Annotated in this window: 22 protein-coding genes and 1 pseudogene; 15 read left to right on the forward strand and 8 right to left on the reverse strand. The window is 40.1% G+C overall.

Features of this window, described 5'->3' with window-relative positions:
- The first annotated feature begins 18 nt into the window (after positions 1-18).
- Positions 19-345: an iron-sulfur cluster assembly accessory protein gene (locus FJR08_RS00440; protein ID WP_015078105.1), complete on the forward strand. Its 327-nt coding sequence runs from the start codon at positions 19-21 to the stop codon at positions 343-345.
- Positions 346-415: 70 nt separating this feature from the next.
- On the opposite strand, the gene FJR08_RS00445 is transcribed toward FJR08_RS00440, so the two are convergent.
- On the reverse strand, positions 416-562 hold the full coding sequence (locus FJR08_RS00445) for a hypothetical protein (protein WP_168631758.1): 147 nt from the start codon (positions 560-562) through the stop codon (positions 416-418).
- Positions 563-648: 86 nt separating this feature from the next.
- Between FJR08_RS00445 and rpsL the strand changes: the two genes are divergently transcribed.
- The 10 genes from rpsL (at position 649) to FJR08_RS00495 (ending at position 11,915) form a co-directional block, all read left to right on the forward strand.
- Complete coding sequence (gene rpsL / locus FJR08_RS00450) at positions 649-1,032, forward strand: 30S ribosomal protein S12 (RefSeq protein ID WP_015078104.1); 384 nt, start codon at positions 649-651, stop codon at positions 1,030-1,032.
- 381 nt (positions 1,033-1,413) lie between these two features.
- Positions 1,414-1,884 carry a 30S ribosomal protein S7 gene (rpsG, locus tag FJR08_RS00455; protein WP_015078103.1) on the forward strand — a complete coding sequence of 157 codons (471 nt, stop codon included), beginning with the start codon at positions 1,414-1,416 and terminating at the stop codon, positions 1,882-1,884.
- 178 nt (positions 1,885-2,062) lie between these two features.
- The gene (gene fusA, locus FJR08_RS00460) at positions 2,063-4,141 is read left to right on the forward strand and encodes an elongation factor G (protein WP_148763567.1); all 2,079 of its coding nucleotides are present in this window, start codon (positions 2,063-2,065) and stop codon (positions 4,139-4,141) included.
- A gap of 22 nt (positions 4,142-4,163) precedes the next feature.
- Complete coding sequence (gene tuf / locus FJR08_RS00465; protein WP_168631801.1) at positions 4,164-5,393, forward strand: elongation factor Tu; 1,230 nt, start codon at positions 4,164-4,166, stop codon at positions 5,391-5,393.
- Positions 5,394-5,557: 164 nt separating this feature from the next.
- The gene (gene rpsJ / locus FJR08_RS00470; protein WP_015078100.1) at positions 5,558-5,875 is read left to right on the forward strand and encodes a 30S ribosomal protein S10; all 318 of its coding nucleotides are present in this window, start codon (positions 5,558-5,560) and stop codon (positions 5,873-5,875) included.
- On the forward strand, positions 5,859-6,014 hold the full coding sequence (locus FJR08_RS00475; RefSeq protein WP_168631802.1) for a hypothetical protein: 156 nt from the start codon (positions 5,859-5,861) through the stop codon (positions 6,012-6,014). The genes rpsJ and FJR08_RS00475 overlap by 17 nt, the downstream gene beginning before the upstream one ends.
- Before the next feature lie 134 nt (positions 6,015-6,148).
- The gene (locus tag FJR08_RS00480) at positions 6,149-6,799 is read left to right on the forward strand and encodes an LON peptidase substrate-binding domain-containing protein (protein ID WP_015078098.1); all 651 of its coding nucleotides are present in this window, start codon (positions 6,149-6,151) and stop codon (positions 6,797-6,799) included.
- 62 nt (positions 6,800-6,861) lie between these two features.
- Positions 6,862-8,931, forward strand: coding sequence for a prolyl oligopeptidase family protein (locus FJR08_RS00485; protein ID WP_168631803.1), 2,070 nt, complete (start codon positions 6,862-6,864; stop codon positions 8,929-8,931).
- Between the two features lie 221 nt (positions 8,932-9,152).
- Positions 9,153-11,222 carry an ATP-binding protein gene (locus tag FJR08_RS00490; RefSeq protein WP_168631804.1) on the forward strand — a complete coding sequence of 690 codons (2,070 nt, stop codon included), beginning with the start codon at positions 9,153-9,155 and terminating at the stop codon, positions 11,220-11,222.
- 366 nt (positions 11,223-11,588) lie between these two features.
- Positions 11,589-11,915 (forward strand): RNA-binding protein, encoded by a 327-nt coding sequence (locus tag FJR08_RS00495; RefSeq protein ID WP_168631805.1) that lies wholly within the window; start codon positions 11,589-11,591, stop codon positions 11,913-11,915.
- A gap of 48 nt (positions 11,916-11,963) precedes the next feature.
- Here the strand turns inward: FJR08_RS00495 and FJR08_RS00500 are convergent.
- Together FJR08_RS00500 and FJR08_RS00505 are read right to left on the reverse strand one after the other, a co-directional pair.
- Positions 11,964-12,125 (reverse strand): annotated as a pseudogene (locus FJR08_RS00500) (Uma2 family endonuclease); the annotation flags it as partial.
- A gap of 3 nt (positions 12,126-12,128) precedes the next feature.
- The gene (locus FJR08_RS00505) at positions 12,129-12,890 is read right to left on the reverse strand and encodes a Uma2 family endonuclease (protein WP_168631806.1); all 762 of its coding nucleotides are present in this window, start codon (positions 12,888-12,890) and stop codon (positions 12,129-12,131) included.
- Between the two features lie 312 nt (positions 12,891-13,202).
- On the opposite strand from FJR08_RS00505, the gene FJR08_RS00510 reads away from it, so the two are divergent.
- Positions 13,203-13,361: a hypothetical protein gene (locus tag FJR08_RS00510; protein ID WP_015078093.1), complete on the forward strand. Its 159-nt coding sequence runs from the start codon at positions 13,203-13,205 to the stop codon at positions 13,359-13,361.
- 693 nt (positions 13,362-14,054) lie between these two features.
- Positions 14,055-14,672 (forward strand): Uma2 family endonuclease, encoded by a 618-nt coding sequence (locus FJR08_RS00515; RefSeq protein WP_148763583.1) that lies wholly within the window; start codon positions 14,055-14,057, stop codon positions 14,670-14,672.
- Between the two features lie 210 nt (positions 14,673-14,882).
- Here FJR08_RS00515 and FJR08_RS00520 read toward each other — a convergent pair whose 3' ends face one another.
- Positions 14,883-16,592, reverse strand: coding sequence for a diflavin flavoprotein (locus FJR08_RS00520; RefSeq protein ID WP_168631807.1), 1,710 nt, complete (start codon positions 16,590-16,592; stop codon positions 14,883-14,885).
- A gap of 681 nt (positions 16,593-17,273) precedes the next feature.
- Entirely contained in the window at positions 17,274-18,998 is a 1,725-nt protein-coding gene (locus FJR08_RS00525; protein WP_168631808.1) for a diflavin flavoprotein, read from the reverse strand.
- A gap of 423 nt (positions 18,999-19,421) precedes the next feature.
- On the opposite strand from FJR08_RS00525, the gene FJR08_RS00530 reads away from it, so the two are divergent.
- Together FJR08_RS00530 and FJR08_RS00535 are read left to right on the forward strand one after the other, a co-directional pair.
- A complete protein-coding gene (locus tag FJR08_RS00530) occupies positions 19,422-19,898 on the forward strand; it encodes a phosphate-starvation-inducible PsiE family protein (RefSeq protein ID WP_168631809.1) in 477 nt (158 codons plus the stop codon).
- A 258-nt stretch (positions 19,899-20,156) separates the two neighbouring features.
- Positions 20,157-21,083, forward strand: a complete 927-nt coding sequence (locus FJR08_RS00535) for a carbohydrate ABC transporter permease (protein ID WP_168631810.1) — start codon at positions 20,157-20,159, stop codon at positions 21,081-21,083.
- A 587-nt stretch (positions 21,084-21,670) separates the two neighbouring features.
- On the opposite strand, the gene FJR08_RS00540 is transcribed toward FJR08_RS00535, so the two are convergent.
- The 3 genes from FJR08_RS00540 to FJR08_RS00550 form a co-directional block, all read right to left on the reverse strand.
- Positions 21,671-22,843: a lipopolysaccharide assembly protein LapB gene (locus tag FJR08_RS00540; protein WP_168631811.1), complete on the reverse strand. Its 1,173-nt coding sequence runs from the start codon at positions 22,841-22,843 to the stop codon at positions 21,671-21,673.
- Positions 22,840-24,105 carry a tetratricopeptide repeat protein gene (locus FJR08_RS00545; protein WP_168631812.1) on the reverse strand — a complete coding sequence of 422 codons (1,266 nt, stop codon included), beginning with the start codon at positions 24,103-24,105 and terminating at the stop codon, positions 22,840-22,842. Before FJR08_RS00545 ends, FJR08_RS00540 begins: the two co-directional genes overlap by 4 nt.
- Positions 24,106-24,156: 51 nt before the next feature.
- Positions 24,157-25,897: CHAT domain-containing protein (locus FJR08_RS00550; RefSeq protein ID WP_168631813.1), on the reverse strand; the 1,741-nt coding region annotated here is incomplete at its 5' end.

Below are 25,897 nucleotides of genomic sequence, written 5' to 3' on the forward strand. Positions count from 1 at the left end.
GACTAATAAGAAAATTCCATGATTCATTTCAGTCCAGCAGCCATTAATGAAATCGGGCGCTTAAAATCTAAACAACCATCAGATACCTTATTTCGCTTGCGAGTCAAATCTGGAGGTTGTGCTGATTTGTTTTACGATCTGGCTTTTGATACCACAGTCCAATTTCAAGATCGGGTTTTAGCGTTGGATGATATTCGCGTAGTTATAGACCCAGAAAGCCTAAATTACATCACTGGGTTATCACTAGATTATTCAGAAGATTTGACAGGTGGCGGTTTTCGCTTTCATAATCCCCAAGCAACATCCACCTGTAACTGTGGCAATTCTTTCTCTATTAGTCAGTAGTCATTGGTCATTGGTCATTGGTCATTGGTCATTGGTCATTGGTCATTGGTCATTGGTCATTGGTCATTGGTCATTGGGAAAATTCTTTCTCCCCCCCAACTTCCCCAACTTCCTCTACTCCCCCAACTTCCCCAACTTCCCCAACTTCCTCTACTCCCCCAACTTCCCCAACTTCCCCAACTTCCTCTACTCCCCCAACTTCCCTGTTCCCTCCCAAAAATGATTGACAGAAAATCAAAAAAAAAGATATAATCAGGATTTGTTAAAACTTAGATCATAAAGCAGCTTCACGCGCTGTAACTCATGCCAACAATACAGCAGCTAATACGTAGTGAGCGCGAACTAGCGCGTCAAAAAACCAAGTCCCCTGCTCTGAAGCAATGCCCGCAACGGCGAGGCGTTTGCACCAGAGTATACACAACTACACCTAAAAAGCCTAACTCAGCACTCCGCAAGGTAGCCAGGGTAAGACTTACCTCTGGATTTGAAGTAACAGCTTACATCCCAGGTATCGGTCATAACTTACAAGAACACTCCGTAGTTATGATTCGTGGTGGTCGGGTCAAAGACTTGCCCGGAGTTAGATACCACATTATTCGTGGCACATTAGATACAGCCGGAGTTAAAGACCGCAAACAAGGCCGTTCCAAATATGGAACTAAGCTCCCAAAAGCAGGTAAAAAATAGGTAAGCGGCGGTTAATCGCGTTAAATACGGTTAATCGTCCTACCTGCAAACTGCGTAATAAACCAGCAGTAACGAATTTTTTTTCAGAAAATCAAACTGGATCTGGCATAAAAACAAGTTGTATGAGTTTGGAGAAGATAATCTTGTAAACGATAACAGCACTTTAATCTAAATTTTAAAGCTGATTACGTTGTCGTCTTCTGTGTCTGGTAGCAGATAATAAGTGAATTAATTCAGCCTCCTCTCAACTGATAGCGATAGCATGGCTCAAGCCATAAAGGAAAACACAGGAAAAATCAGCGGCTAATTAAACCGCTTTTAGTCTCCTGTGTTCTGATAGCATATAATTTCGTGGTCAAATTCCGTATTCAAGGATGAAGTATGTCTCGTCGTGGTGTTAGTCAAAGGCGCACAGTCCCGCCTGACTCAGTGTATAATAGTCGCCTTATCAGCATGATGATGCGCCGGATCATGCGTCATGGCAAAAAATCAATTGCCGCAAGAATAGTTTATGACGCTTTGAAAACTATTGAAGAACGTACTGGTGGAAGTCCATTAGAAACTTTTGAAAAAGCGGTGCGTAATGCGACACCATTAGTAGAAGTTAAAGCTCGCCGCGTTGGTGGAGCAACTTACCAAGTACCAATGGAAGTGCGTACAGATCGCGGTACTACTCTAGCATTGCGGTGGTTAGTTCAGTATTCTCGCCAACGTCCAGGTAGAACCATGGCCGGAAGATTGGCTAATGAATTAATGGATGCAGCGAATGAAACTGGTAGTGCTATTCGTAAGCGCGAAGAAACACATCGGATGGCGGAAGCGAACAAAGCGTTTGCACATTATCGTTACTAACTAGAAAAACGATATATCGTCTTCTCGTGTGCGGTATATCGTAGAATTTATAGCTAATGCCCAAAAAGGCAACTGCCTAGCTAGGCTAACAAAAAAAGACGGTTTTCCGTAAAAGTATAGAATCTTAACAAAGAGTAATATACAAGATATCATGAGGCGACAACGTTAGGAGGTAACTGTGGCACGCACGAACCCGCTAGAGAAAGTACGCAATATCGGTATTGCGGCGCATATAGATGCGGGCAAAACAACGACAACAGAGAGAATATTATTTTACTCTGGGATCATTCATAAAATTGGCGAAGTTCACGAAGGAACAGCCGTTACAGACTGGATGGAACAAGAACGGGAGCGGGGAATTACCATCACTGCTGCTGCCATTAGTACCAGTTGGAATGATCATCAAATTAACATTATTGATACTCCCGGTCACGTGGACTTCACCATTGAAGTTGAGCGTTCCATGCGAGTATTAGATGGTGTAATCGCTGTATTTTGTTCCGTAGGTGGTGTTCAACCCCAATCAGAAACAGTATGGCGACAAGCAGACCGCTATAAAGTCCCTCGCATTGCCTTTATTAACAAGATGGATCGCACCGGTGCGAACTTCTATAGAGTGCATGACCAAATGGTCGATCGCTTGCGAGCTAATGCGATCGCTATTCAACTGCCTATCGGTAGTGAAACTGAATTTAAGGGGATTATTGACTTGGTGAAAATGTGTGCATATATGTACACAAACGACCAAGGAACTGATATCCAAACAGTAGAAATTCCCGCTGAACTAGCCGAAAAAGCCGCCGAATACCGCATCAAGTTGGTAGAAGCAGTATCAGAAACTAGTGATGTGCTGATGAATAAGTACTTCGAGGGCGAAGAACTGACAGAAGCAGAAATCTGTACTGCCCTCCGCAAAGGAACAATTGCTGGAACAATAGTCCCAGTGCTTTGCGGTTCAGCCTTTAAGAACAAAGGCGTGCAATTGATGTTGGATGCGGTGATAGATTATCTACCATCACCACTGGAAGTGCCACCAATTCAAGGCACACTGCTCAACGGTGATCCCGTAGAACGTCATGCTGATGATAACGAACCATTATCAGCGTTGGCATTTAAGATTATGGCTGATCCTTACGGTCGCCTCACCTTCGTTCGTGTTTATTCTGGTGTGCTGAAGAAAGGTAGTTACGTTCTTAACGTCAGCAAGAATAAAAAAGAACGGATCTCTCGGTTAGTGCTGATGAAAGCAGATGACCGACAAGACGTAGATGAACTACGGGCGGGTGATTTAGGTGCTGCTTTGGGATTGAAAGACACATTGACAGGTGATACCCTTTGTGATGAAGGTTTCCCAGTAATTCTGGAATCCCTATTTATTCCTGAACCTGTGATCTCGGTAGCGGTTGAACCCAAAACCAAGAACGACATGGATAAGCTTTCCAAAGCACTGCAATCTTTGAGTGAAGAAGACCCCACCTTCCGGGTGCGTGTTGATCCAGAAACCAACCAAACCGTGATTGCGGGCATGGGAGAATTGCACCTAGAAATTCTTGTAGATCGGATGTTACGGGAATTTAAAGTAGAAGCAAACGTTGGTGCGCCCCAAGTGGCTTACCGCGAAACCATCCGCAAAGCCGTCGAAAAAATTGATGGTAAATTTATTCGCCAAAGTGGTGGTAAGGGTCAGTACGGTCATGTAGTGATCAACTTAGAACCAGGTGAACCAGGCACAGGTTTTGTATTTGTTTCTAAAATTGTCGGTGGGATTGTTCCCAAAGAGTACGTAGGACCTGCGGAACAGGGCATGAAAGAATGTTGTGAATCTGGTATTTTAGCCGGATATCCACTCATTGATGTCAAAGCTACCTTGATACATGGTTCTTATCACGACGTAGACTCTTCAGAAATGGCTTTCAAAATTGCCGGTTCTATGGCAATGAAAGAAGCGGCATCAAAAGCCTCTCCGGTGATCTTAGAGCCGATCATGAAAGTTGAAGTAGAAGTACCTGAAGACTACATCGGTAACGTGATTGGTGACTTAATCTCCCGCAGAGGACAGATTGAAAGCCAAAGCACTGAACAAGGACTGGCAAAGGTGGTATCGAAAGTTCCACTGGCAACCATGTTTGGTTATGCCACTGATATCCGGTCGAAAACCCAAGGTCGGGGTATCTTTACGATGGAATTTAGTACCTACGAAGAGGTGCCTCGCAGCGTAGCTGAGGGAATCATCTCAAAAAGTAAAGGGAACGCTTAATTAAAAAAGGAAACGATTATTCATGGCACGCGCAAAGTTTGAAAGAACTAAACCTCACGTTAATATCGGTACTGTTGGTCACGTTGACCATGGCAAAACTACTTTAACAGCAGCTATTACCATGACCTTGGCCGCTAATGGTCAAGCGGTGGGTAAAGGTTACGACCAAATTGATAATGCACCAGAAGAAAAAGCTCGGGGTATTACAATCAATACCGCTCACGTTGAGTATGAAACCACTGCTCGTCACTATGCTCACGTAGATTGCCCTGGACACGCTGACTATGTGAAAAACATGATCACAGGTGCAGCGCAAATGGATGGAGGCATCCTCGTAGTTGCGGCTACGGATGGTCCTATGCCCCAAACTCGTGAACACATCCTCTTGGCAAAACAAGTCGGTGTTCCTAGTCTGGTCGTGTTCTTGAACAAACAAGACATGATGGACGATGAAGAGTTGATGGAATTGGTAGAAATGGAACTGCGGGAATTGCTGACCGCTTATGATTTCCCCGGTGATGATATTCCCATTATCAAGGGTTCGGGTCTGAAAGCTCTGGAAGCAATGATTGCTAATCCCAAAACTCAGCGCGGTGAAAATGAGTGGGTAGACAAAATCTATGAGTTGATGGATGCTGTAGATGCTTCTATTCCTACTCCTGAAAGGGATGTGGATAAACCATTCTTGATGGCTGTGGAAGATGTGTTCACCATCACAGGTCGTGGGACTGTGGCTACTGGACGGATCGAACGCGGTATCGTTAAGGTTGGCGATACAGTTGAGCTAATTGGCATCAGAGATACCAAGACTACCGCAGTCACTGGGATTGAAATGTTCAAAAAGAGCCTTGATCAAGGTATGGCTGGAGATAACGCTGGTGTACTACTACGTGGTCTCAAAAAAGAAGACATTGAGCGGGGTATGGTAATTGCCAAACCTGGTACAATTAAACCTCACACTCAGTTTGAAGGTGAAGTTTACGTTTTAACTGAGAAAGAAGGTGGTCGGAAAACACCATTTTTCGCAGGTTATCGCCCTCAGTTCTATGTGCGGACAACTGATGTAACTGGAACAATCAAAGCCTTTACCGATAGGGAAGGTACAGATGTGGAAATGGTTATGCCTGGCGATAACATCAAGGTAACAGTAGAATTGATCAATGAGATCGCTATTGAACAAGGTATGCGCTTCGCTATTCGTGAAGGTGGCCGGACTATTGGTGCTGGCGTTGTCGCTAAAATCTTGAAATAACACTCACCTTTTTGCTCTTATTCAAAAGGAGTAGAGATGAATTATATAATCTCTGCTCCTTTCTATTCCCATAAACAATTTTAAATTTCAGATTTGCGATGAAATTTAACATCTAAAAATCTAAAATCTAAAGTCTAAAATTTACCGAACCTGGAAAACTAAAAATGGCAACTCTACAGCAGCAGAAGATTAGAATTCGTTTAAAGGCATTTGACCGCCGTTTATTAGATACATCTTGCGAGAAGATTGTTGAAACAGCTAACCGTACCAACGCTACAGCTATCGGACCAATTCCTTTACCCACAAAACGCAAGATATATTGCGTACTGCGATCGCCTCACGTAGATAAAGACTCCCGCGAACACTTTGAAACCCGCACCCATCGCCGGATTATTGACATTTACCAGCCTTCTTCTAAAACTATTGATGCACTCATGAAGCTAGATTTACCTTCTGGTGTAGATATTGAAGTCAAATTGTAAATTTGTCATTTGTCAGTGGTCAGTAGGGGCGAAGCATTTGGAAGATAAATTATCGGTCATTGCCAAAAATAGTTCTCCAAATGCTTCGCCCGTACAGTGGTCAGTAGTGAAGGAAAAACAACGAACAACTGACAATTAGCTCTGAGAAAATTTATCTCAGGGCTTTTTATTAGCTATAAAACATCATGATAAAATATGAATAAAGTACAGAGAAAGTAGGCAAGAATATAATATTTTAAGACTACAATTTATACTTAACTAACAATACTAACAATGACATCTTCTTCTAAAATCGCAGTGCGTGAACTACCTCTATTCCCATTACCAGAAGTGGTTCTATTTCCGACCAGACCATTACCTCTACATATCTTTGAATTTCGCTACAGAATCATGATGAATACGATTTTGGAGAGCGATCGCCGATTTGGGGTATTGATGATTGATCCCACAAAGGGGACAATTGCTAATGTGGGTTGTTGTGCGGAAATTCTGCATTATCAACGGCTACCTGATGACAGAATCAAGCTATTAGCTTTAGGACAGCAAAGATTTCGGGTTTTAGAATATGTCCGCGAAAAGCCCTATCGCGTCGGTTTGGTAGAATGGATTGAAGATCAACCCCCAGCTAAAGATTTACGTCCTTTAGCATCTGAGGTAGAACAACTATTGCGGGATGTTGTGCGTCTTTCTGCCAAGTTAACAGAACAAGAGATTGAACTACCAAATGATTTACCAGATTTACCCACAGAACTATCTTATTGGATAGCTAGTAATCTCTATGGTGTCGCTCCCGAACAGCAAGCATTATTAGAAATACAGGATACAGTTGCTCGTTTAGAACGAGAAGCGGAAATTCTCACTTCTACTCGTAATCATTTAGCAGCGCGTTCTGTTCTCAAAGATACGTTTAATGAAATGGAATAACTCAACCAACTTTAATCAGATCATCGGTAGGATAGATAGAACAGTTTATCTATCCTGAATCTATGTCTAACTCTAAACAACCCCTGACCTATCCCACCATTAGCAAAAGTGATCAAATAGATAATTATCACGGAACTGCGGTTGCAGACCCTTACCGCGCCTTAGAAGACCCGGATACGGAAGAAACAAAGGTTTGGGTAGAAGCCCAAAATCAAGTTACCTTTAGCTACTTAAATGAAATTCCTGCTAGGGAAAAAATAAAACAGCGTCTCACCAAACTTTGGGATTATGAAAAATATGGAACTCCCTTTAAAGAAGGTGAAAGTTACTTTTATTTCAAAAATGATGGACTGCAAAATCAAAGTGTTCTCTACACTCTCCCAACCTTAGAATCAGAACCAAGAGTATTACTTGACCCTAATCAACTTTCAGAAGATGGTACAGTTGCCCTTTCAGGAATTGCTATCAGTGAAAATGGTCAACTTTTAGCTTATGGTTTATCTAGTTCTGGTTCAGATTGGCAAGAATGGAAAGTGAGAGATATTGCCACAGGTGAAGATTTACAAGATCATTTACAATGGATTAAATTTTCTGGTGCTGCTTGGACTCATGATCATCAAGGTTTTTTCTACAGTCGTTATGATGAACCAAATGAAAAAACCAAATTAGAAGATGTAAATTATTACCAAAAATTATATTATCACAAACTTGGTACACAGCAATCAGAAGATATTTTAATTTATCATCGTTCTGATGAAAAAGAATGGGGTTTTGGTGGTAACGTCACCGAAGATGGCAAATATTTGATAATTTCAATCTGGCTAGGAACTGACTCCAAAAACTTAGTTTTTTATCAAGATTTAACAAATCTAAATTCTGAAATTATCGAACTAATTAACCAATTTGCAGCCGATTATAGCTTTATTGATAATGATGATCATATTTTCTACTTTCGCACAGATTTAAATGCCCCAAAAGGCAGAGTTATTGCCATTGATACTAAAAAACCAACTTCAGAAAATTGTCAGGAAATTATTCCCCAAGCTGTAGAAACATTAGAAAGTGTTGGTATTCTGAATAATCAATTTGTCGCTGATTATCTGCAAGATGCCCATAGCCAAATCAAGATATTTGATCTCAAAGGGAATTTTATTCGAGAAGTAGAATTACCCGGAATTGGTTCAGCAAGTGGATTTGGTGGTAAACGCCATGATACAGAAACATTTTATAGTTTCACCAGCTTTACTACTCCCGGAACTATTTACCATTACGACATGAAAACGGGTAAAAGTGAAATTTTCCGGCAGCCAAAAGTAGATTTCAATGCTGATGAATATGAGACGAAACAGGTTTTTTATGAAAGTAAAGATGGTACAAAAGTGCCAATGTTTATTACCCACAAAAAAGGAATTAAATTAGATGGCAATAATCCCACTTATCTCTATGGATATGGTGGTTTTAATATCTCATTAACACCAAGTTTTTCTGTGAGTTTATTAATATGGCTAGAAATGGGGGGAGTGTATGCTGTTCCTAATTTGCGAGGTGGTGGTGAATATGGGGAAGAATGGCATCAAGCAGGAATGAAAGAGAAAAAACAAAACGTTTTTGATGATTTTATTACTGCTGCTGAATGGTTAATTGCTAATAATTACACTAAACCTGCAAAACTAGCAATTGGTGGAGGTAGTAACGGCGGTTTATTGGTGGGTGCTTGTATGACTCAACGCCCTGATTTGTTTGGTGCAGCCTTACCCGCAGTGGGTGTTATGGATATGTTGCGTTTCCATAAATTTACTATTGGTTGGGCTTGGGTAGCTGAATATGGTTCTTCAGAAAATGCGGCAGAATTTACAAATTTGTATGCTTATTCACCTTTGCATAATTTGAAGATGGGAACAGCTTATCCGCCAACTTTAATTATTACCGCAGATCATGATGATCGTGTTGTTCCTGCCCATAGTTTTAAATTTGCTGCGGCTTTACAAGTAGCCCATAATGGTAATGCACCTGTATTAATTAGAATTGAAATAAAAGCAGGACATGGTGCAGGTAAACCGACAGCAAAAATTATTGAAGAAGCAGCAGATAAGTGGGGTTTTTTGGTACGCGTTTTGGCGATTGATGTTTAATGGTAGATAAATTTCCGATAATTTTCAGTTACTGCACATACAATACTTGTTTAAACCTGCGTCTTTAATGCTTTCACTCATATATATATATATATATATATATGAGTGCATAGTATGAGTTAATATTTTGGTAAAATTTTACCTAGCGCGAATTTTGGGTTCAATGCTACTCTTACTTCGTGACTGCAAAATGAATCAAAAAAGCACTGAAAAGAAAAACTATGGCTCAAGCCCATTACCAAATCCTGTTTTTAGAAGATTCCCCAGTAGATAGGGTATTATATAGCCGCTTTTTAAGTCAGGATACGTTGGCTACATATGAGATAACTGAGGCTAAATCAGGATTAGAAGGATTAAGCAAACTAGCGGAAAGCCAGCCAGATTTAATTCTTCTAGACCATCAACTGCAAGATATGAATGGGTTGGAATTTCTCAACCAGTTGCAGCTACAACTCAGTAGTCCACATATTCCAGTGATTATTTTAACAGGAACAGGAGACGAAAAGATTGCTGTGCAAGCAATGAAGAACGGTGTTCAGGACTACATTGTTAAGGATAAAATCACTCCCCAAGGGTTGTGCCGCGCCATTCATGAGGTATTAGAGAAAACCCGCATGATGAAGAATATGCAAACCCTTTATATTCCCCTCCAGCAAGCAGAATTATATCAAGATTTGCACAACCTCAATGCCTCACTAGAGAAAAAGGTACAGAAACTGACTGAGAAACTAGCAGTTAGTGAAAGTAAATATCGCGCTATCTTCAACCAAAAATTTCAATTTACAGGGCTACTTGACCTAGAAGGGATGGTATTGGAACTCAACCAAGCATCTTTGGAATTTACTGGGTTGCAAATGGCAGACTTGATCAACCGTCCCATTTGGGAAGTTTATTGTTGGCAAATTTCCCAGGCAACTCAGGATCAGTTAAAGCACGCGATCGCTCGTGTTGCCCAAGGTGAATTTATTTCCTACGAGGTAGAAGTACAGGGAATAGATAATCAAATCCTCACCATAGATTTCTCCATCGGACCCCTAAGAAATAATGCCGGTGAAGTAGTTATGCTGATTTCAGAGGGACGGAATATTACTGAAGCAAAGCTTAATGAAGCTAAATGCAAGCAAGCAGAAGCCACTTTAAAATTTCAAGCCCAGATCCTCGAAGAAATTCACGATGCTGTCATTACTACTGATATCAATGGCATTATTCAAAGTTGGAATCTCGGTGCAGAGAACTATTATGGGTATACAGCAGCGGAAATGATTGGGCAGAGTGTGAGCATTCTCTACGTAGATCCAGTTGAACTCCAAACAAACATAATGTCAACCCTATTGGCAAAGGGTCGTCATGAGGTAGAGGTGGCTGCCTGTCGTGCGAAATCAGGAGATATCCTTTATATCAACTTGCGGCTTTCGGTCATCCGGGACAACCATGGCAACATTACCCATATAGTTGGCTGCTCCCATGACATCACTAAACAGCAAGCTGCAATTAAAGAGCGGAATGATATGTTAAAACAAGAACAAGCTGCTCGCAAACAAGTAGAAGCTGCTAACCAGATCAAAGATGAATTTTTGGCGGTTGTATCCCACGAATTGCGGACACCACTGAACTCTATACTCGGTTGGGCTAGTTTACTCAAAAAAGGTAAATTAAAGCCAGAAGAAACGGATGAAGCTCTAAGTATTATTGAGCGTAATGCCAAATTACAGGTTTACTTAATTAATGATTTGCTCGATATGTCCCGGATTTTTCAGGGTAAAGGGACAATGAAAGTCTCTTCAGTTAATCTCGCTACTATAATTTCAGCGGTTTCAGAAACACTGTTTTTAGCACCCAAAACTAAAAAAATTCAGATTCAAACTATTATTGCAGCAAATATTGGTCTAGTTGCTGGTGATCCAGTCCGATTGCAACAAATCCTGTGGAATTTGTTGTCCAACGCTGTCAAATTTACACCTCATGGTGGGCAAATAGAAGTGAGGCTAGAGTGTGTTGGCTTTGATGCTCAAATTACAGTCAGTGACACAGGTAAAGGAATCAGCCCAGAATTTTTACCATACATATTTGATTACTTTCGTCAAGAAGATAGCTCAACTACTAGAGAATTCGGTGGCTTGGGGTTGGGGTTGGCAATTGCCCGTAATTTAGCAGAACTGCATGGTGGCACTATTCAAGCTGATAGTTCTGGTCTGGGACAGGGAGCTACTTTCACCTTTAGACTACCGTTAATGAATGCTAACTCAGAAAATGCTGATTATCCTCAGCCACAAGATGGATATTTAGCTTAACCGAATCAAACTTAAACTAATTGGTAGTAAATGTATTACCCGGCAAAGCATTATTTTTTCTGTCAATGAACAACTAAGAATTAGTTAATGCTTCCAAAAGCGGATATAAATTGAATTATTGCGGCTGAAGTGCGAGAAATAGGGGGAAATTTCCAATATTGACTGCTCATAAACAACAAATATGACTTTTTACAACATTTTTTTAACTTCTTTCCACAATTATCATTTTTTGTGTAATCATTAGAAAGTGGGAATTAATTCGGCGGTAATGTTTGTGGTTAGTATTGACAGGCTTTCCCTTTTGGTATTTACAGACTTTTCTCCGAAATCTAAATCTCTACATTCTTATGATTTTGGAAATATTCTATGTCAATTTACGTGGGTAACCTCTCTTACGAAGTTACACAAGACGCTCTCAGTGCTGTTTTTGCAGACTATGGTGCTGTAAAACGTGTTCAACTTCCTACTGACCGTGAGACAGGCCGCTTGCGCGGCTTCGGTTTTGTGGAAATGGGTACTGAAGCTGAAGAACAGGCCGCTATTGATGCCCTTGATGGTGCTGAATGGATGGGTCGTCTTCTGAAAGTGAACAAGGCCAAACCCAAGGAAGATAGAGGTCCTGGTGGTGGTGGTAGTCGCGGTGGCTACGGCGGCGGCGGTGGTAACCGTGGCGGCGGCGGCGGTCGCTATTAAGCTGAATTTCGCTAAAATCTTTTAGTTATTCAATGCTGGAAAAATTACCTATTCCCTTCGCGGGGTGGGTAATTTTTTTGATCGTAAAACCTCTTCTCCAGAAAGTACAGCCGGAAGTTGGACAATTTCTACAGGTTTTCCTAGTCGGTAGATTTCCACTTGTTGATTTTGGGGGTTAATTAACCAACCCAAACGCAAACCATTATCTATCAATTAGCCTTCTTCATCATCACCAAAATCAGGTTCAACACCAAGAGCGCGTAATTGTGCTGCTAATCTTTCTGCACGTCTTCTTTCTCGCTCCCCTTGTTTTCTTTCCCGTTCTGCCGGTGTGAGAACCCAGTTACCTGACGCATCATACCAGCGTAACCACTGCCGTTCAATGCCTTGATAGACACCTTGCCACAGTCCCAAACCTAATTCAATATCATTTAGCCATACACGCAGTTGATTGATTTCCAATTCAGCATAACTACTTCCCTGTAACTGAAATGCTCTTAACTGGTCAGTGTAACGGTCAAAAACTATATAATAAGGTACTCTTAAAACTCGTTCGTAAACTTCCCACTTAGTTGGAGGTTGACTAGCATCTCGTAAGGTTCTCCCTAAATCTTCTTTTTCTGTTCCTGGTGAAATAAATTCTACCACTACAAAAGGATTAACGCCTTCTTGCCAAACTACATAACTCAGCCGCAGTTCTTTTTGTGCATACAACCTGGGGACATCAACTACCGCAAACCAGTCAGGGCGTTTATACCATAATGGATGATGAACATCGTAGTAAAGATTTAAGTCTGTGGCGATAAATACCTGATTTTCCGGGAACTTTGACGGACAAAAAGTTTCCCGTAATAACTGGGGTTGTAAAAGATGAAATTCGTCTGGCAAACCGGGTTCCTCTGGATCTTCGCTAGGTAAATCATACATTGTCGGTAGGAATTCCTTAGCAGAACGCGGTGGGTCTGTTTGATACATAACGGCTGCAAAAAAGAAATGTCAATTTCACTATCAATACCTTGTCCATTTTCTGTAGGTTGGGTTAAGCGACAGCGCAACCCAACAAATGCGTTGGGTTTCATGCTTCAACCCAACCTACAAATCTTGTTTAGAAAAAATTTTAGTGCATCATAATTTGGCACATCGAATAAAAAAATTACCTGTTCAATTTTGATTAATTTAAGCTATACTATTCAGTAGTGTAAATTCATATCTATATTTACACTGAACACCCCAAACAACTATAATGTTGAATGAGGTGAAATTAAATATAAAAAGGAGCAACATCAGATGTCTTACGTTTTATGTGTTGTTCTGGCTTTGCTTATTTTGGCTTTGCTTTCTCTGGCTTTTATCTCCAGCAAGACTGCCGAAATTGCAAATTCAGGCGTTTTAATGTTCCGTTCAATTGAGCATATCTTAGAGCGATGGATTAATCGCAATAAGTAATAGGTACGTTTAAGTAGGTGACACTACTATTGTATGTTCTTCTGTATCAAAGTTAACCTTACTAAGGGCGCACTTCTCTTATATAGGGGGTCTGCCCTTTTTTTTATTTAAACATTTGACGCATCATGTAAACCAATATAACAAGAATATAATAATCTGTCAAGCGCAAAATATAAAATATTGTTCTCGTTCCTAGTCTCTGACTAGGAATGCAGTTGATGAGGCTCTGCCTCAAGTACCAGCACAAAATCGGGTAAAGTGGCTTGTATTCTGGAATTGGAGGCAGAGCCTCCTGGTAGGCATTCCCAGCCGGAGTCTGGGAACGAGGGATATATTTTTATTTCTCGTTCCTAGTCTCTGACTAGGAATGCAGTTGATGAGGCTCTGCCTCAAGTACCAGCACAAAATCGGGTAAAATGGCTTGTATTCTGGGATTGGAGGCAGAGCCTCCTGGTAGGCATTCCCAGCCGGAGTCTGGGAACGAGCAATTATCTACGGTTTAATTTCATTCTAAAACAACTAAAATAAAACATGGTTAAATATGTAAAATGAATGCTCTTGGTCAAATTGTAGTGGCTGCATATACATAATACAAAAATGAGATTAAACTTATCTATGCTCGCTTATAACTATCCTTTCTTCTAGGAGTCGCTGCAATTTGAATAATTTTGAATTTACAAAGGTAGGTAAATTATGCTTCAAGCCTTACCAAAAATAGTAACTTTTGCAGAATTTATAGAATGGCTACCTGATAAGGGACGCTATGAATTACATGATGGAGTAATTGTTGAAATGAATCCACCCGTAGGTTTTCATGAAGATATTATTTGCTTTTTAGCTGAGAGAATCACGGCTGAGTATTTACGGTTGAATTTACCTTATGGAATCCCAAAAACCACTTTTGTGAAAACACCAGGAAGCGAATCCAGCTATTTACCAGATGTGTTAGTAATCAATAGAAACATTCTAGCAACTGACCCAAACTGGAGAAAATCAGCAGTAATTTCTGAACCTGATTCGATTCCTTTAGTTATTGAAGTTGTGAGTACAAATTGGCAAGATGATTATTATAAAAAGCTGGGAGATTATGAAAGATTAGGTATTGCTGAATATTGGATTGTGGATTATTTAGCACTGGGAAGTAAAAGGTTTATTGGTAGTCCTAAACAACCAACTATTTCTATTCATCAACTAATAGATAGAGAATACCAAATTAGTCAATTTACAGGTAGTGAATTGATAGTATCATCAACTTTCCCAGAATTAAAGTTGACTGCGGAACAAATTTTCAAAGCAGGTAATATTAATTAAACCTTCCTGCCTGAGTTTTTCCAATTTCTGTAAAACACTGTTTACTTTTTTATGTATAGGACTTACGCAAAATATCTCTCAAACCCTCATTTCTCTGTGAACTCTGTGCCTCTGTGGTTCGTTTTTCCATGACTTGTGCGTAAGTCCTAATGTAAAAATATTTATCTGGAATCTGCTGTACACTTAGGTGGGCAATGCCCACCCTACTGTTTAATAATAACTGGCGGATTTGCGATAATGTACTGCTGTGACAGCATCTTGATTTAAGACCTTACCATCATCAACAGTGGCATAAACTAACCAATGATCACCAGATTCCATCCGACTTTGGACAGAACATTCCAGATACGCTAAAGCACCATTGAGAATAATGCCGCCATTATTGGCTTCTTGAGTGTCCAAACCGGCAAATCTATCTTGTCCAGGGGCGTAAACTTTCATAAATTGCTTACGAATTTCTTTCCCTTCCGCCAAAATATTGACTACAAATTTGTTATTTGTATAGGATAAGGATTCCATAGCTCGTTCTTTAGCTACCGCAATGGTTAAACCAGGAGGATTAAAACTGGCTTGTGTTACCCAAGATGCTAACATTCCCGTTTTAACATCACCTTGGCTTGCTGTAACCACACATATAGAACCAACAATCCGCCCTACAGCTTGTTCGACATTACTTGCAGGTTGTTTAGCGACAACTGATTTTTTCGCGGCGCGTTTCAATGCTTGGGCGAAATCAGTTCCCGCTTCTTCGCAGGTTTGCAAGGTAACTTCATTGGGTTTGAATTTAACGCGAATGGTGTCAAATCCAAATCTGTATCCTGCGTCTTTGAGTTTGCTTTCAATTAAATCAACGGCTTCTCCACTCCAGCCAAAAGAACCAAATACGCCGGCTAATTTATTGTTAGTTGCGGTAGAAAGGACAATTCCTAATGCTGTTTGTACCGGTGTGGGTGCGTGTCCTCCTAAGGTGGGAGAACCTATGACGAAACCGGCGGATTTTTCAATTGCGGCTTTGATTTCTTCAGGTTCGGTAAATTCGCAGTTAATGGCTTCGACATTGACACCGGCTTTGGTGATGCCGCGAGCGATCGCCTGTGCTAAAGTTGCAGTATTACCATAGGCTGAGGCATAAATTAAAGCCACAGTCATATCAGCGGAGGTTTGCTGTTTAGTCCATTCCCGATAGCCTTTGGTAATATCAATTAAACCATAGCGGACTATTGGACCATGACCAGTAGCATACATTCGCACCGGCAAATCTGCCAATTTCTCCAAAGCCGTTTCGATTTGTCTGGCGTGAGGTGCCATTAAACAGTCAAAATAATAGCGTCTATCTTCGTTAAATACTTCCCAACCTTCATCAAAAACCTGATCTGAACAAATATGCGCTCCAAATAGTTTATCAGAAAACAAAATTTCCGTTTGTGGGTCCCAGGTACAAACTTCGTCCGCGTAACGGGGGTTAGGTGTGGGAATAAATTGTAAATGATGTCCCTTTCCTAAATCGAGGGTATCTTCCCCCCGCATGACCAAAATTGATAAATCGTCTTTTTCCAAAGCCGCGCGTAAATTTATCGCCCCTGGGTTAGAACAAACAAAGGTAATTTGGGGGGCAATTTCCAGTAATGCTTTTAACGTTGCAGCGCGGTTGGGGTTAATGTGACCTAAAATTACATAGTCGAGTTTTTTGACATCGAACCGCTGTTGTAAGGCTTGGAGGTAAATTTCGGTAAAAGTTTCGCCAGGGGGGTCAAGCAGGGCATTTTTATCGCCTTGGATGAGATAGGAATTAGCTGTTGTTCCCTTAGCTAAAGCATATTCAATTTCAAATCTTAGTCTTGCCCAACTGCGCGATCGCAATACGATAGTATCTGTACCAATGGGCAATATTTGCACGTCACGGGGTTTAGTTTCTGGCATTATATTTTTATCTCCTTTCTATTATTTCTATTATAATTTTTACCCCTCTCCAAGCCCCTCCTCGCTGGCGAGGAGGGGGATAAGAATTAGGATTGGGTGCGTAATAATTTTCCATATTCTAGTATTGCTGTTTGACTTAATTTAATGTATTTGTTTTTTCCATCATTCGGGTCGGCTTTACTAAGGAATGAGGATTAAATAAAGTGCAACTCTTGATGGATGTAATCTAACGTTGGCTTAGATTGTCGTTATCAAAAATTGTAAGTTAATAAATCCACGTTCCTAAGAAAGAATGTAGAGACGTTCCATGGAAGGTCTCTACAAGGGTTTTGGAAAAATTTATACTTGGTATAGTTTTCTGCACTATTCAATTGTTGTTGCTGTTTTTAACCCGCCTGGGAATGAATTCCCAGTCTCATAGCAAAAGTCATCTGAAGATGACTAAGTATACTACAGGTTTCCACTAGTAAACTAAAGTTTACTTTATCTATTAGCCCGGAAATCCATTTGCGGGCGGGTGTGGAGGCAACCAAATAAGCCATCTGCAGCAATACCTTGTCCATTTTATGTAGGTTGGGTTAAGCAACAGCGCAACCCAACGCTTATCTTGGGTTGCAGCATGAAACCCAACCTACAAATCAAGGCTTTTTCTAATTTGGACAAGGTATTGCTGTAGCTTACTTAATAGTGGTTTCCTACTTTCCGGTGGTGTACTGCTGTCATGGCATCGGGATTGGATACTCTACCGGCATAGGCAGTGCTGTATACTGCCCAATGATCACCACAATCCATGCGGCTGATGACTTCGCATTCTATGTATGCTAGGGCATCTGTGAGGATAGGTGCGCCATTTTCAGCAGGTTGGGTTTTCACACCTTGAAAACGATCTGCACCGGGAGCAAATCTTTTTAAGAAGTGTTTCATTAATGGTTGATAGTTGCCTTCTTCGAGTACATTGAGAACGAAGCGATCGCCTACTTGCATGAGTGATTCTATCGCTCGGTCTTTGGCGACGGCGATGGAAAAGCCCAAGGGTTTAAAGCTGGCTTGACTTACCCAGGAAGCTAACATGGCGCTGGATACGTCGTCTTTTTTGGCTGTGATGATATATAAACCACCGCTAATTCTGCCCAAGGCTTTATCTAAGTCAGCAGCCAGGGATTTCATGGCTTTGATGCTTTTGTCTCTTGTTACCCATTGTCCCAAGTCTGTCCCCGCTTCTTCACACTTTTTATAAGTGTTAGCTGTGGGTGTTTCCCGAATTTCAATTACGGGAAAAGATAAGTGTAAGCCTAAAGCCCGGAATTTATTTAATAGGGGATAGGTGGGTTCATCATCTCCTCCACCAGTTTCAAAAATGCCAATGGCTTGTTTTTCTTTGGCAGAACCTAAAACGGTGCTGAGGGCGGCTTGAATGTTAGAATTGCCTGAAGTTGGGGGCATTCCCACAACTAAGCCTGTACAACGTCCTACCAGTTCCCGCAGTTCTTGTAATTCGTTGACGCTGGCTAAATCTACTATTTCGACAGCGACACCAGTTTTTGTCATCCCGTTAGCAATAGATTGGGCTATTTGCGTGCCAAAACCGTATTCAGAGACGTAAAATATCCCTACAGGGGTTTCTGCTTTGGTTTGGCCTTGACTCCAACTGCGATAACGTCCTGTTAATTCTTCAACATTATGGTATAGTAGGGGTCCGTGTCCGGTGGCAATCATGCGAATTGTTTTCAATTCTGCCATGCGCTTCATTGCGGACAGAACGGAACGGGCATTTGGACCCATTAAACAATCGTAGTAATATTGAAAATCGGCTTCTATTGCTGCTAAATTGTCATCAAAGGTACTTTCTGAGCAGTAATGTAACCCAAAAGCGTCGCAGGTGTAGAGAATTTGGGTTTTGTGGTCAAAGCTGAAAATGGTATCCGGCCAGTGTAAATTAGGAGCTATGACAAATTCAAATTCGTGTCCATTTCCTAAATCTAGGCGATCGCCATTTTTGACAATTTTCCGGTTAAATGGTTGATGTACCATATCTTCCAAAAACTGAATTGCCACTTTTGACGCAACTACAGTTATATGAGGCGCGAGTTGTAATAAGTCTTTCACTAAACCGCTGTGATCTGGTTCAGTGTGACTCACAATTAAATAATCAATATCTTGGGGATTAATTAAACCCGTGAGAGTATCAAAATAAAGTTTGCGAAACTTTTCATGGGAAGTATCAACCAGGGCGATTTTTTCCCCCCGAATCAGAAAAGAGTTGTAGGTTGTACCATTTTGTAAGCCAAATTCAATATCAAAGCGATCGCGGTCCCAATCCAAAGACCGAATTGCGGTAGTATCTTCACTAATCTCTACAGTATTGATAGTCAGACGCTTTTCTAGTTTCTCGGTAAGCAATACCATAACGCCCCTCTTGAATAAATTGAGTATTTATGCCTTTCTCTTATTGTGGCACAGCTTGAATATTAATTTTTATTAAAAAACATATACCTCAGTTAAGAAAATTAAAACTGTGAACAATCATCCCTCTATAGTCCTAATTGTGGGCAATTCCCGTCTCCATTGGGCATTATTCATAGATAAAATCTTATACTTAATAATGGATAAATCCTATCTACTTAGGTCAGCGGGGCTAACTTGAAGTTAATCAGCTACTGAAGCATCAGTAAAAAAATAGAACCAGGAATTAATTAAAGTTTGAAAGTGGGGGTTAATCTCCTCCTTGATTTGAATTGATAATTACTTATTGTTCTCTGTTCACTTTATTCAAAGTAGTTTAATGGTTAATTATTAAAATAGATTTATCTTTCTGTTCTAGAAAATACTATGCCACAGCGGATAATTATAGAAGTCAATAATTTGTTTAAACGGGATAGAATTGTTCGGAACTTAGAACTTTTTCAGGATATTATTGTTATCTCCCTTTGCGTGAGTTTGTTTTGTGTCATGCTCATTCGCTTAGGAGATATGTTTTTATCATTTTTAAGTCCATTAGATTTACGGCAAGTAACATCTGATATTTTGTTTATTTTGATATTAGTAGAACTGTTTCGGTTGTTAGTTGATTACCTGCAAGAACGGAGTATTTCTGTAGGTGCAGCGGTAGAAATTACGATTGTTTCGGCTTTACGAGAGGTAATTTTACGTGGTGTATTAGAAATTTCCCGCGACCAACTTTTTGGACTTTCTGTATTTCTACTAGTTTTATCAGGAATTTTTCTGGCTTTACCTTGGATGCCTCGTTTCTTAGAACAGGTGAAAATTAATCAGCATGAAACAGTAGACACAAAACCAGAATTGTAATTTTATTGAAGAATAGGGAAAAGGATTATTTTACTAATTCCCTATTTAATTTTTGAGTATATTTGCTAAATAGTTTTTGTGCGACTCTGAAATCATACTGATAAAATAATACCTTTGCCATTGCTACGTAACGCTGAGGTAAACAATCCAACCTCCAAATCAAGGCTTTTCTCAATTTGGCGTAAGTATTAATCAAAATAACTTTATCTAGACTCCGAAATAAGATACTATAGTTGCTAAAACTTTATCCTCAAATATATGTCGCAATTAACATCAAAACAATGGATTTTAATTCAACAGAGAATAACACCTTATTTATTTTTGTTACCAGCCTTAATTATTTTAACATTAACTGTTTTTTATCCAGCAGTTCAAGCCTTTTATCTGAGTTTTACCAACTATGAAAATATAGGAGATCCTCCTCAATGGATTGGGTTTAAGAACTTTGTGCGTTTATCGAAAGATCCAGTTTTTTGGCAAACATTACAAAATACATTTATTTATCTGATTGGTGTTGTGCCAATTTTAGTATTTTTACCCTTGGGTTTAGCAATTTTAGTCAATCAAAAACTGCGGGGAATGAATTGGTTTAGAACAGCATATTATACCCCAGTTGTAATTTCTATGGTAGTAGCTGGGATAGCTTGGAAATGGTTATATGCAGAAAACGGATTGCTGAATCAAATTCTCAAAACTTTAGGGATTTTTCCCGACGGAATTCCCTGGTTAACAAGTCCAGATAAGATATTGGGAATTGTCCCCATTTCCCTAGCTAGTATTATGGTTGTAACTATTTGGAAAGGTTTAGGCTACTACATGATTATTTATTTAGCTGGATTGCAAGCCATTCCCGCTGATATTTATGAAGCCGCGGCTATTGATGGTTCAGACGATATTCGTAAACATTGGGATATTACCTTACCATTGATGCAACCCTATTTAGCTTTAGTGGCTGTAATTTCGGCGATTTCTGCAACTAAAGTTTTTGAAGAAGTTTATATTATGACCCAAGGTGGACCGCTGAATAGTTCTAAGACAATTGTTTATTATTTGTATGAACAAGCATTTGGTAATTTAGAAATTAGCTATGCTTGTACCATTGGTTTAGTGCTATTTTTAATTATCTTAGGTTTATCAATTTTAAGATTAGTTATCAATCAAGATGGGAATGATTTTAGTGTTTAATATTTAGGGCTTGCTGAAAAAGTTATCTGTGAGGGCTAGTACCGCAGGGCGGAAGTCAAAAGTCAAAAGTCAAAACTAATATACAGTAGGCTTTTTGGCGATTGAATATGGTTGCTTTATTTACGCCGTGATGTACTAGAAGTATGGCTAAGAGGATGTTTGAAAAGTTTTTAATGTATAAATAGCCAATTCCAGTTACTACCTAAATGCCAAAGGTGTGCGATCGCTGTGGGAATTTGTCTGATAGCGGAGCGTGGCGCAAGCTATATGAGGATTTACAGGATGTGATTAATTATTGCTTAGATCCCCGACTTCTTAGAGAAGTCGGGGATCTGAATAACTCACAGGATTAAAGATCGCTCTTGTGATAGGTTATTCAGGGATTAAAATCTCTAAAAACCAAAGGAGAAAACTGTATCGTTGAAGTCGAACTCAGGTGACTCCTACACCAGCGGGTAAATCTTCAAACCCAAAGATATAGTTAACTAAACTGAATTACTGATAGCTCTTTATACCTGCACGGAAAAACCTGGAGCGGGAAACAAAAAATATGGTTCATTTATCCGAAAATCGCCGTAGAGACAGGTCTAATTTTTTACCTCTTGTGAATTAGCTGAGGTTTTATTGATTCTTTTCATTTGGCGTTGGAGAACCTCTGCACGTCCGTTATCTCCCAAAAAGATATAACCTACTCTAGCTTGGTTAAAATGTTCCAATGCTTTCTTATAGTCATCTATCGCAGCATAGACTTGTCCTAAACTATACTGAGCTAGTGTCCAATCTTCCATATCTTCTAGTCCCTGAACTAAATCAATCGCTTTTAAATAATTGGTTTCCGCAAGGCGGACAAGTCCAGTTTGCCAATAGAGATCCCCCAAAGTACGATAAATAAGAGCTAACTGTTTTCCCTGTTGTGCTAAAGATTCTAAAATGGTGATCGCATCACCAGTTAAGCTATAAGTCTCAAATGTATTATCTGGTAGTTGATAGGCTTGAATCACAGATTGGGGTAAAACGTAGTTACTATAAAAATTTGCCAGCGTTAAAGCGTCTGCTTCGTTATTTAGAGAACTGGAAGCAATTTTTGCAGTTGCTGATTTTACTACTTCTGCTTCAGACTTACGCAGGATTCTAAATTCCAAATTGGTAGCTTTTTGCTCAGAATTGTAATTATCCTCCTGAGAGGATTTTCCGGTATTGGTGCGGATAATGATAGAGTAGGGAACACCGGCAGCTAAAGGTTTACCAGCATAAACAAGCTGAGTTTCCTTGGTTTTAGTCCGCCACATTAAGCCTGTTGCACCTGTCACTTCAATGGTGTATTCTGCCACTCCAGAAACTTGATGCCAACGAATTAGGGGAGTACGGCTGAGTAAGAGACTATGACGGGGAGTAATCAAATAGGGAATATCAGGATTAATTCCCCCCAGTATTCCCACAGTTTGAGAACCTCTGTAATCTCGACTCACCCAACTAAGACAAACTGAACCCATACCTGATGGTACACCAGCTTTGACAAGGACAGGTTTACTCCAGTCAGGACACCGCACATAAACTTTAACTCCTCTGTCTGGTAATATTTGATCACCTTGATATAGGTCAGTAGCTGGACGAACAGGAATCCAATCTGTGCGTTTTTCCCGCTGTATTCTCACCTTACCCGTGCCGGAAATAGAATAAATTTTAGCAGTTTGAGCCTTAACAGCAAAAGGAAATGTGATCAATGCCAAGGCCAATGTGATAGCTGTGAATTTGATCATTTACGAGTCTCCTGGGGGTTTAAACGCTTTTGAGCTATTGTTGCCCATTCATCCTGTTCGGGAATGGTAATATTGGCATACTGGTTGCAAGTTTTCCACTTTAGCAATGCTTCTTTTTTATCACCTTGGGCTTCCATGACTTGGGCTAGAAGACAATAAACATCAGCAATATCATACTTTTCTAATTTGAGAGTAGATTGTAAATCAATGGCTTCTAATAACTTGGCTTCAGCATCTGGATAGTTTTTTTGCATCAGTCGCGCCCAACCTAAATTTTTGAGAACAGTATGTTTTATTTTTGAGTCTAAAGGTTCTTTTTTATCTCTATCTAAAGTTTTGAGAAGTAAGGAAACTGCCCCGGAATAATCTTTTTTAAAAATATTCAGCCTTGCTAAATTATTAGTTGCACCAATAATTCCTCCTTGAATAGCTAATTGATATTCTGGACGAGCCTTTTCAATCATTTGCATATCCTCGTAAAGATTGCCCAATTGAAAGTGTGCCTGAGCATCATCAGCATTTAATTTAATAGCTCTATTAAACTGTTCTTCAGCACTACTCCAATCACCTTTTTTACGGCTTTCCATCCCTGGATTAGTATAAAAATTTGTGGCAATTTGTGGTAAAGATTGGCGAAAACTGAACAAACCTAAAACTACCAAAAAAGAAGAAATCGCACCTAATTCATGCCAATATTTTTTAGGAATATTAATTGTTTTTAGTAACTGTCTAAGAGATTCTTGACCAATTTTTGTGAGTGCGCCACCAGCAACAAGGAGAGTAAGAATACTTTGGGTACTGACTGTCACAGCACCAAAAGCATCAGGTACACCAGTCAAAAAGCGAGGGGAAATGTCACCAATTAAGCCCAAGGAAACAGTTAAACAGGTAACAGAAACCCCGCTACAGAGCCAATCAAAGCGATCGCTCCATGGGGTCTTAGGATCTTCCAGAAACCACCACCACGCCTGTTCATTCGGGTGAAAACTAGCACGAAAACTGGTAGATTCAGTAAAGAGTGCGATCGCCTGAGCCTTTGCTTTTAACCTGGTATCAATTTTGCTGATTTCTTCCAAACTTTGAGCAGATAAAGGAGGAGAATTTACAGAAGTAGCAAGCATTTCCAAAACCGAATTAACCCGATCTCGCGCAATCAAAACTTCGAGAATTTGAGCAGGAGAAGGACTTTGAACTAAATTCTCAAGCTCAGTCAGCGCAGTATTATATTGTTGGATTGCCTGTTCCAGATTAATATTTTCCATTTGAGATCCAAGTAAGCATTAACACAACAATTTACAATTTACAACACTACTCTACAACCCATTCCCAATCAAAATAAAGGGAGACCAATAATAAGGATGACTGAGATCACGGGAAATAGTCGCATTTTGTCCACTATTTCCTGGTGTCAATCTCACACTACTCCGTGTCTCACCACTGCTTTGATTTTTACCTGTAATCAAGGATATCTGAGCTTCGTGGAGGGCTTCAGCTTTAGTCATTTTCCCAGATTTGAGTCGAGCATATAAAGCATCCATGAGGGTTTGAGTACCACCATCACTAACTTCCCAGAGAGAAGCAATGGAAGCTCTCACTCCTGTTCGCTGGAGTTGATAACCAAACCCCAAGATTTCCAAACCATTACCCAATTCTCCACCCAACGCAGTTTGACAGGCACTCAATACCACCAAAGTAACATCGGGCAACTTCCACTCTTCAATTTCTTTTAAGTTAATCCGATTACCGTCACCCATGAGAATAAAAGAATTTTCTGGCGCACCTTTGACAAAAACAGCATGAGTTGCCATGTGAACAATGCTGTAGTTTTTAATTTTGGATAAAATCGCATCCCGGTTAAAAGCTTTATCAAACAGTTTGGTAGTGTTAGGAATTGCTGCACCTAATCCCTCAACTTCCGTCTTAGCAAAGGGCAATCCTTGGAAATTGAAATTCTGCCCTGCTACCTGAACATTGTAGTTACCTTGTGTAAATGCTCCTGCTAAAACACGAGGATCATGAGTAGATTCAGGTTCAAGTTTTGTTAATGCTAGGGCGGTGAGGTAGTTGATTTGATAGCGTTCCGTCAGCCATTTTTTACCATCGTAAAGTGCAGCCAAGGGAATATAACGCATTTGTCCGTCAGGTGCATAGATGATTGATTGTACATCTGCCTGTTGGAGTTCACTTTCTATTGGCTTAATCAATTGTTTATAAAGCTTTTGGGCAGTTTCCTTAACCTGAGAACTTGGATCTTGTAAATCTTGACGGAAAGTTTGAATCATTTTTTCTAATTCCGTCCGTTTGATTGCCACAGAACGACGGATTGGTGGTTTACCTGGGGGTAGTAATACCAATTCCAAGCGATCGTCTAAAACCAAGGTATAGAATAGGGCGATACGTTTTCCTAACCGATTTAATCGGGTTTGCAGGTCTTTATAGGCGGATAAAGTCAGATTTTGTTGTGGAGCGGTCTGTTGTATTTGTTGCGATAAAGCTACCACAGCAGGACTTTTAAGAAACTCGCTCATCTGTTGGTTAGTTTGCGCCTGGATTTTCTCAATTTCCTGAATGCGTTGCTGTTGAGTAGGAGTGCGAGTTTGCAATTTGCGGAGGTCGGCTAGTTCAGTACCAAGACGAATAACTGGAGCTTGAATCGCAGTATAATTTTGTATAATTTTTTGTTCTTGTGGAAATAGTTCAATTCCCTTTACAGTTCTTTCATTGCCTTGTACGTTACGAACATAGTCCTGTAGTTCTTGAACTTTAAGTAAATCTAATATTTGCAAGGCTTCCATTACTCTATTTTTTTCAAGTAGCAGCGATGCTAAAGCTCGATAACTATCTGCTACTGTTTGGGTGTAGGATGCTTGTTGCTCACGGGGTAACTTACGTAAGTCTTCGCGGATACCTTCTCGGATATTGACTGATTGCTTGTAGAAGACAATAGCTAATTCTGGTTGCTGTTGTTTTTCTAGTGTTAAGCCAATGTTACTCAAGGAAAGACCTTCCCCATTGCGATTGCCGATTTCTCGAAAAATAGCCAAAGACTGCTGA

This window comes from Dolichospermum sp. UHCC 0260 (assembly GCF_009711985.1).
In the GTDB taxonomy this organism is placed as follows: domain Bacteria; phylum Cyanobacteriota; class Cyanobacteriia; order Cyanobacteriales; family Nostocaceae; genus Dolichospermum; species Dolichospermum lemmermannii.

Bases quoted from the DNA above. Each gene is read 5' to 3' on its own strand.
- FJR08_RS00440 (WP_015078105.1), top strand. From the start codon at position 19: ATGATTCATTTCAGTCCAGCAGCCATTAATGAAATCGGGCGCTTAAAA.
- rpsL (WP_015078104.1), top strand. From the start codon at position 649: ATGCCAACAATACAGCAGCTAATACGTAGTGAGCGCGAACTAGCGCGT.
- rpsG (WP_015078103.1), top strand. From the start codon at position 1,414: ATGTCTCGTCGTGGTGTTAGTCAAAGGCGCACAGTCCCGCCTGACTCA.
- tuf (WP_168631801.1), top strand. From the start codon at position 4,164: ATGGCACGCGCAAAGTTTGAAAGAACTAAACCTCACGTTAATATCGGT.
- rpsJ (WP_015078100.1), top strand. From the start codon at position 5,558: ATGGCAACTCTACAGCAGCAGAAGATTAGAATTCGTTTAAAGGCATTT.
- FJR08_RS00480 (WP_015078098.1), top strand. From the start codon at position 6,149: ATGACATCTTCTTCTAAAATCGCAGTGCGTGAACTACCTCTATTCCCA.
- FJR08_RS00485 (WP_168631803.1), top strand. From the start codon at position 6,862: ATGTCTAACTCTAAACAACCCCTGACCTATCCCACCATTAGCAAAAGT.
- FJR08_RS00490 (WP_168631804.1), top strand. From the start codon at position 9,153: ATGGCTCAAGCCCATTACCAAATCCTGTTTTTAGAAGATTCCCCAGTA.
- FJR08_RS00495 (WP_168631805.1), top strand. From the start codon at position 11,589: ATGTCAATTTACGTGGGTAACCTCTCTTACGAAGTTACACAAGACGCT.
- FJR08_RS00505 (WP_168631806.1), bottom strand. From the start codon at position 12,890: ATGTATCAAACAGACCCACCGCGTTCTGCTAAGGAATTCCTACCGACA.
- FJR08_RS00510 (WP_015078093.1), top strand. From the start codon at position 13,203: ATGTCTTACGTTTTATGTGTTGTTCTGGCTTTGCTTATTTTGGCTTTG.
- FJR08_RS00515 (WP_148763583.1), top strand. From the start codon at position 14,055: ATGCTTCAAGCCTTACCAAAAATAGTAACTTTTGCAGAATTTATAGAA.
- FJR08_RS00520 (WP_168631807.1), bottom strand. From the start codon at position 16,592: ATGCCAGAAACTAAACCCCGTGACGTGCAAATATTGCCCATTGGTACA.
- FJR08_RS00525 (WP_168631808.1), bottom strand. From the start codon at position 18,998: ATGGTATTGCTTACCGAGAAACTAGAAAAGCGTCTGACTATCAATACT.
- FJR08_RS00530 (WP_168631809.1), top strand. From the start codon at position 19,422: ATGCCACAGCGGATAATTATAGAAGTCAATAATTTGTTTAAACGGGAT.
- FJR08_RS00535 (WP_168631810.1), top strand. From the start codon at position 20,157: ATGTCGCAATTAACATCAAAACAATGGATTTTAATTCAACAGAGAATA.
- FJR08_RS00540 (WP_168631811.1), bottom strand. From the start codon at position 22,843: ATGATCAAATTCACAGCTATCACATTGGCCTTGGCATTGATCACATTT.
- FJR08_RS00545 (WP_168631812.1), bottom strand. From the start codon at position 24,105: ATGGAAAATATTAATCTGGAACAGGCAATCCAACAATATAATACTGCG.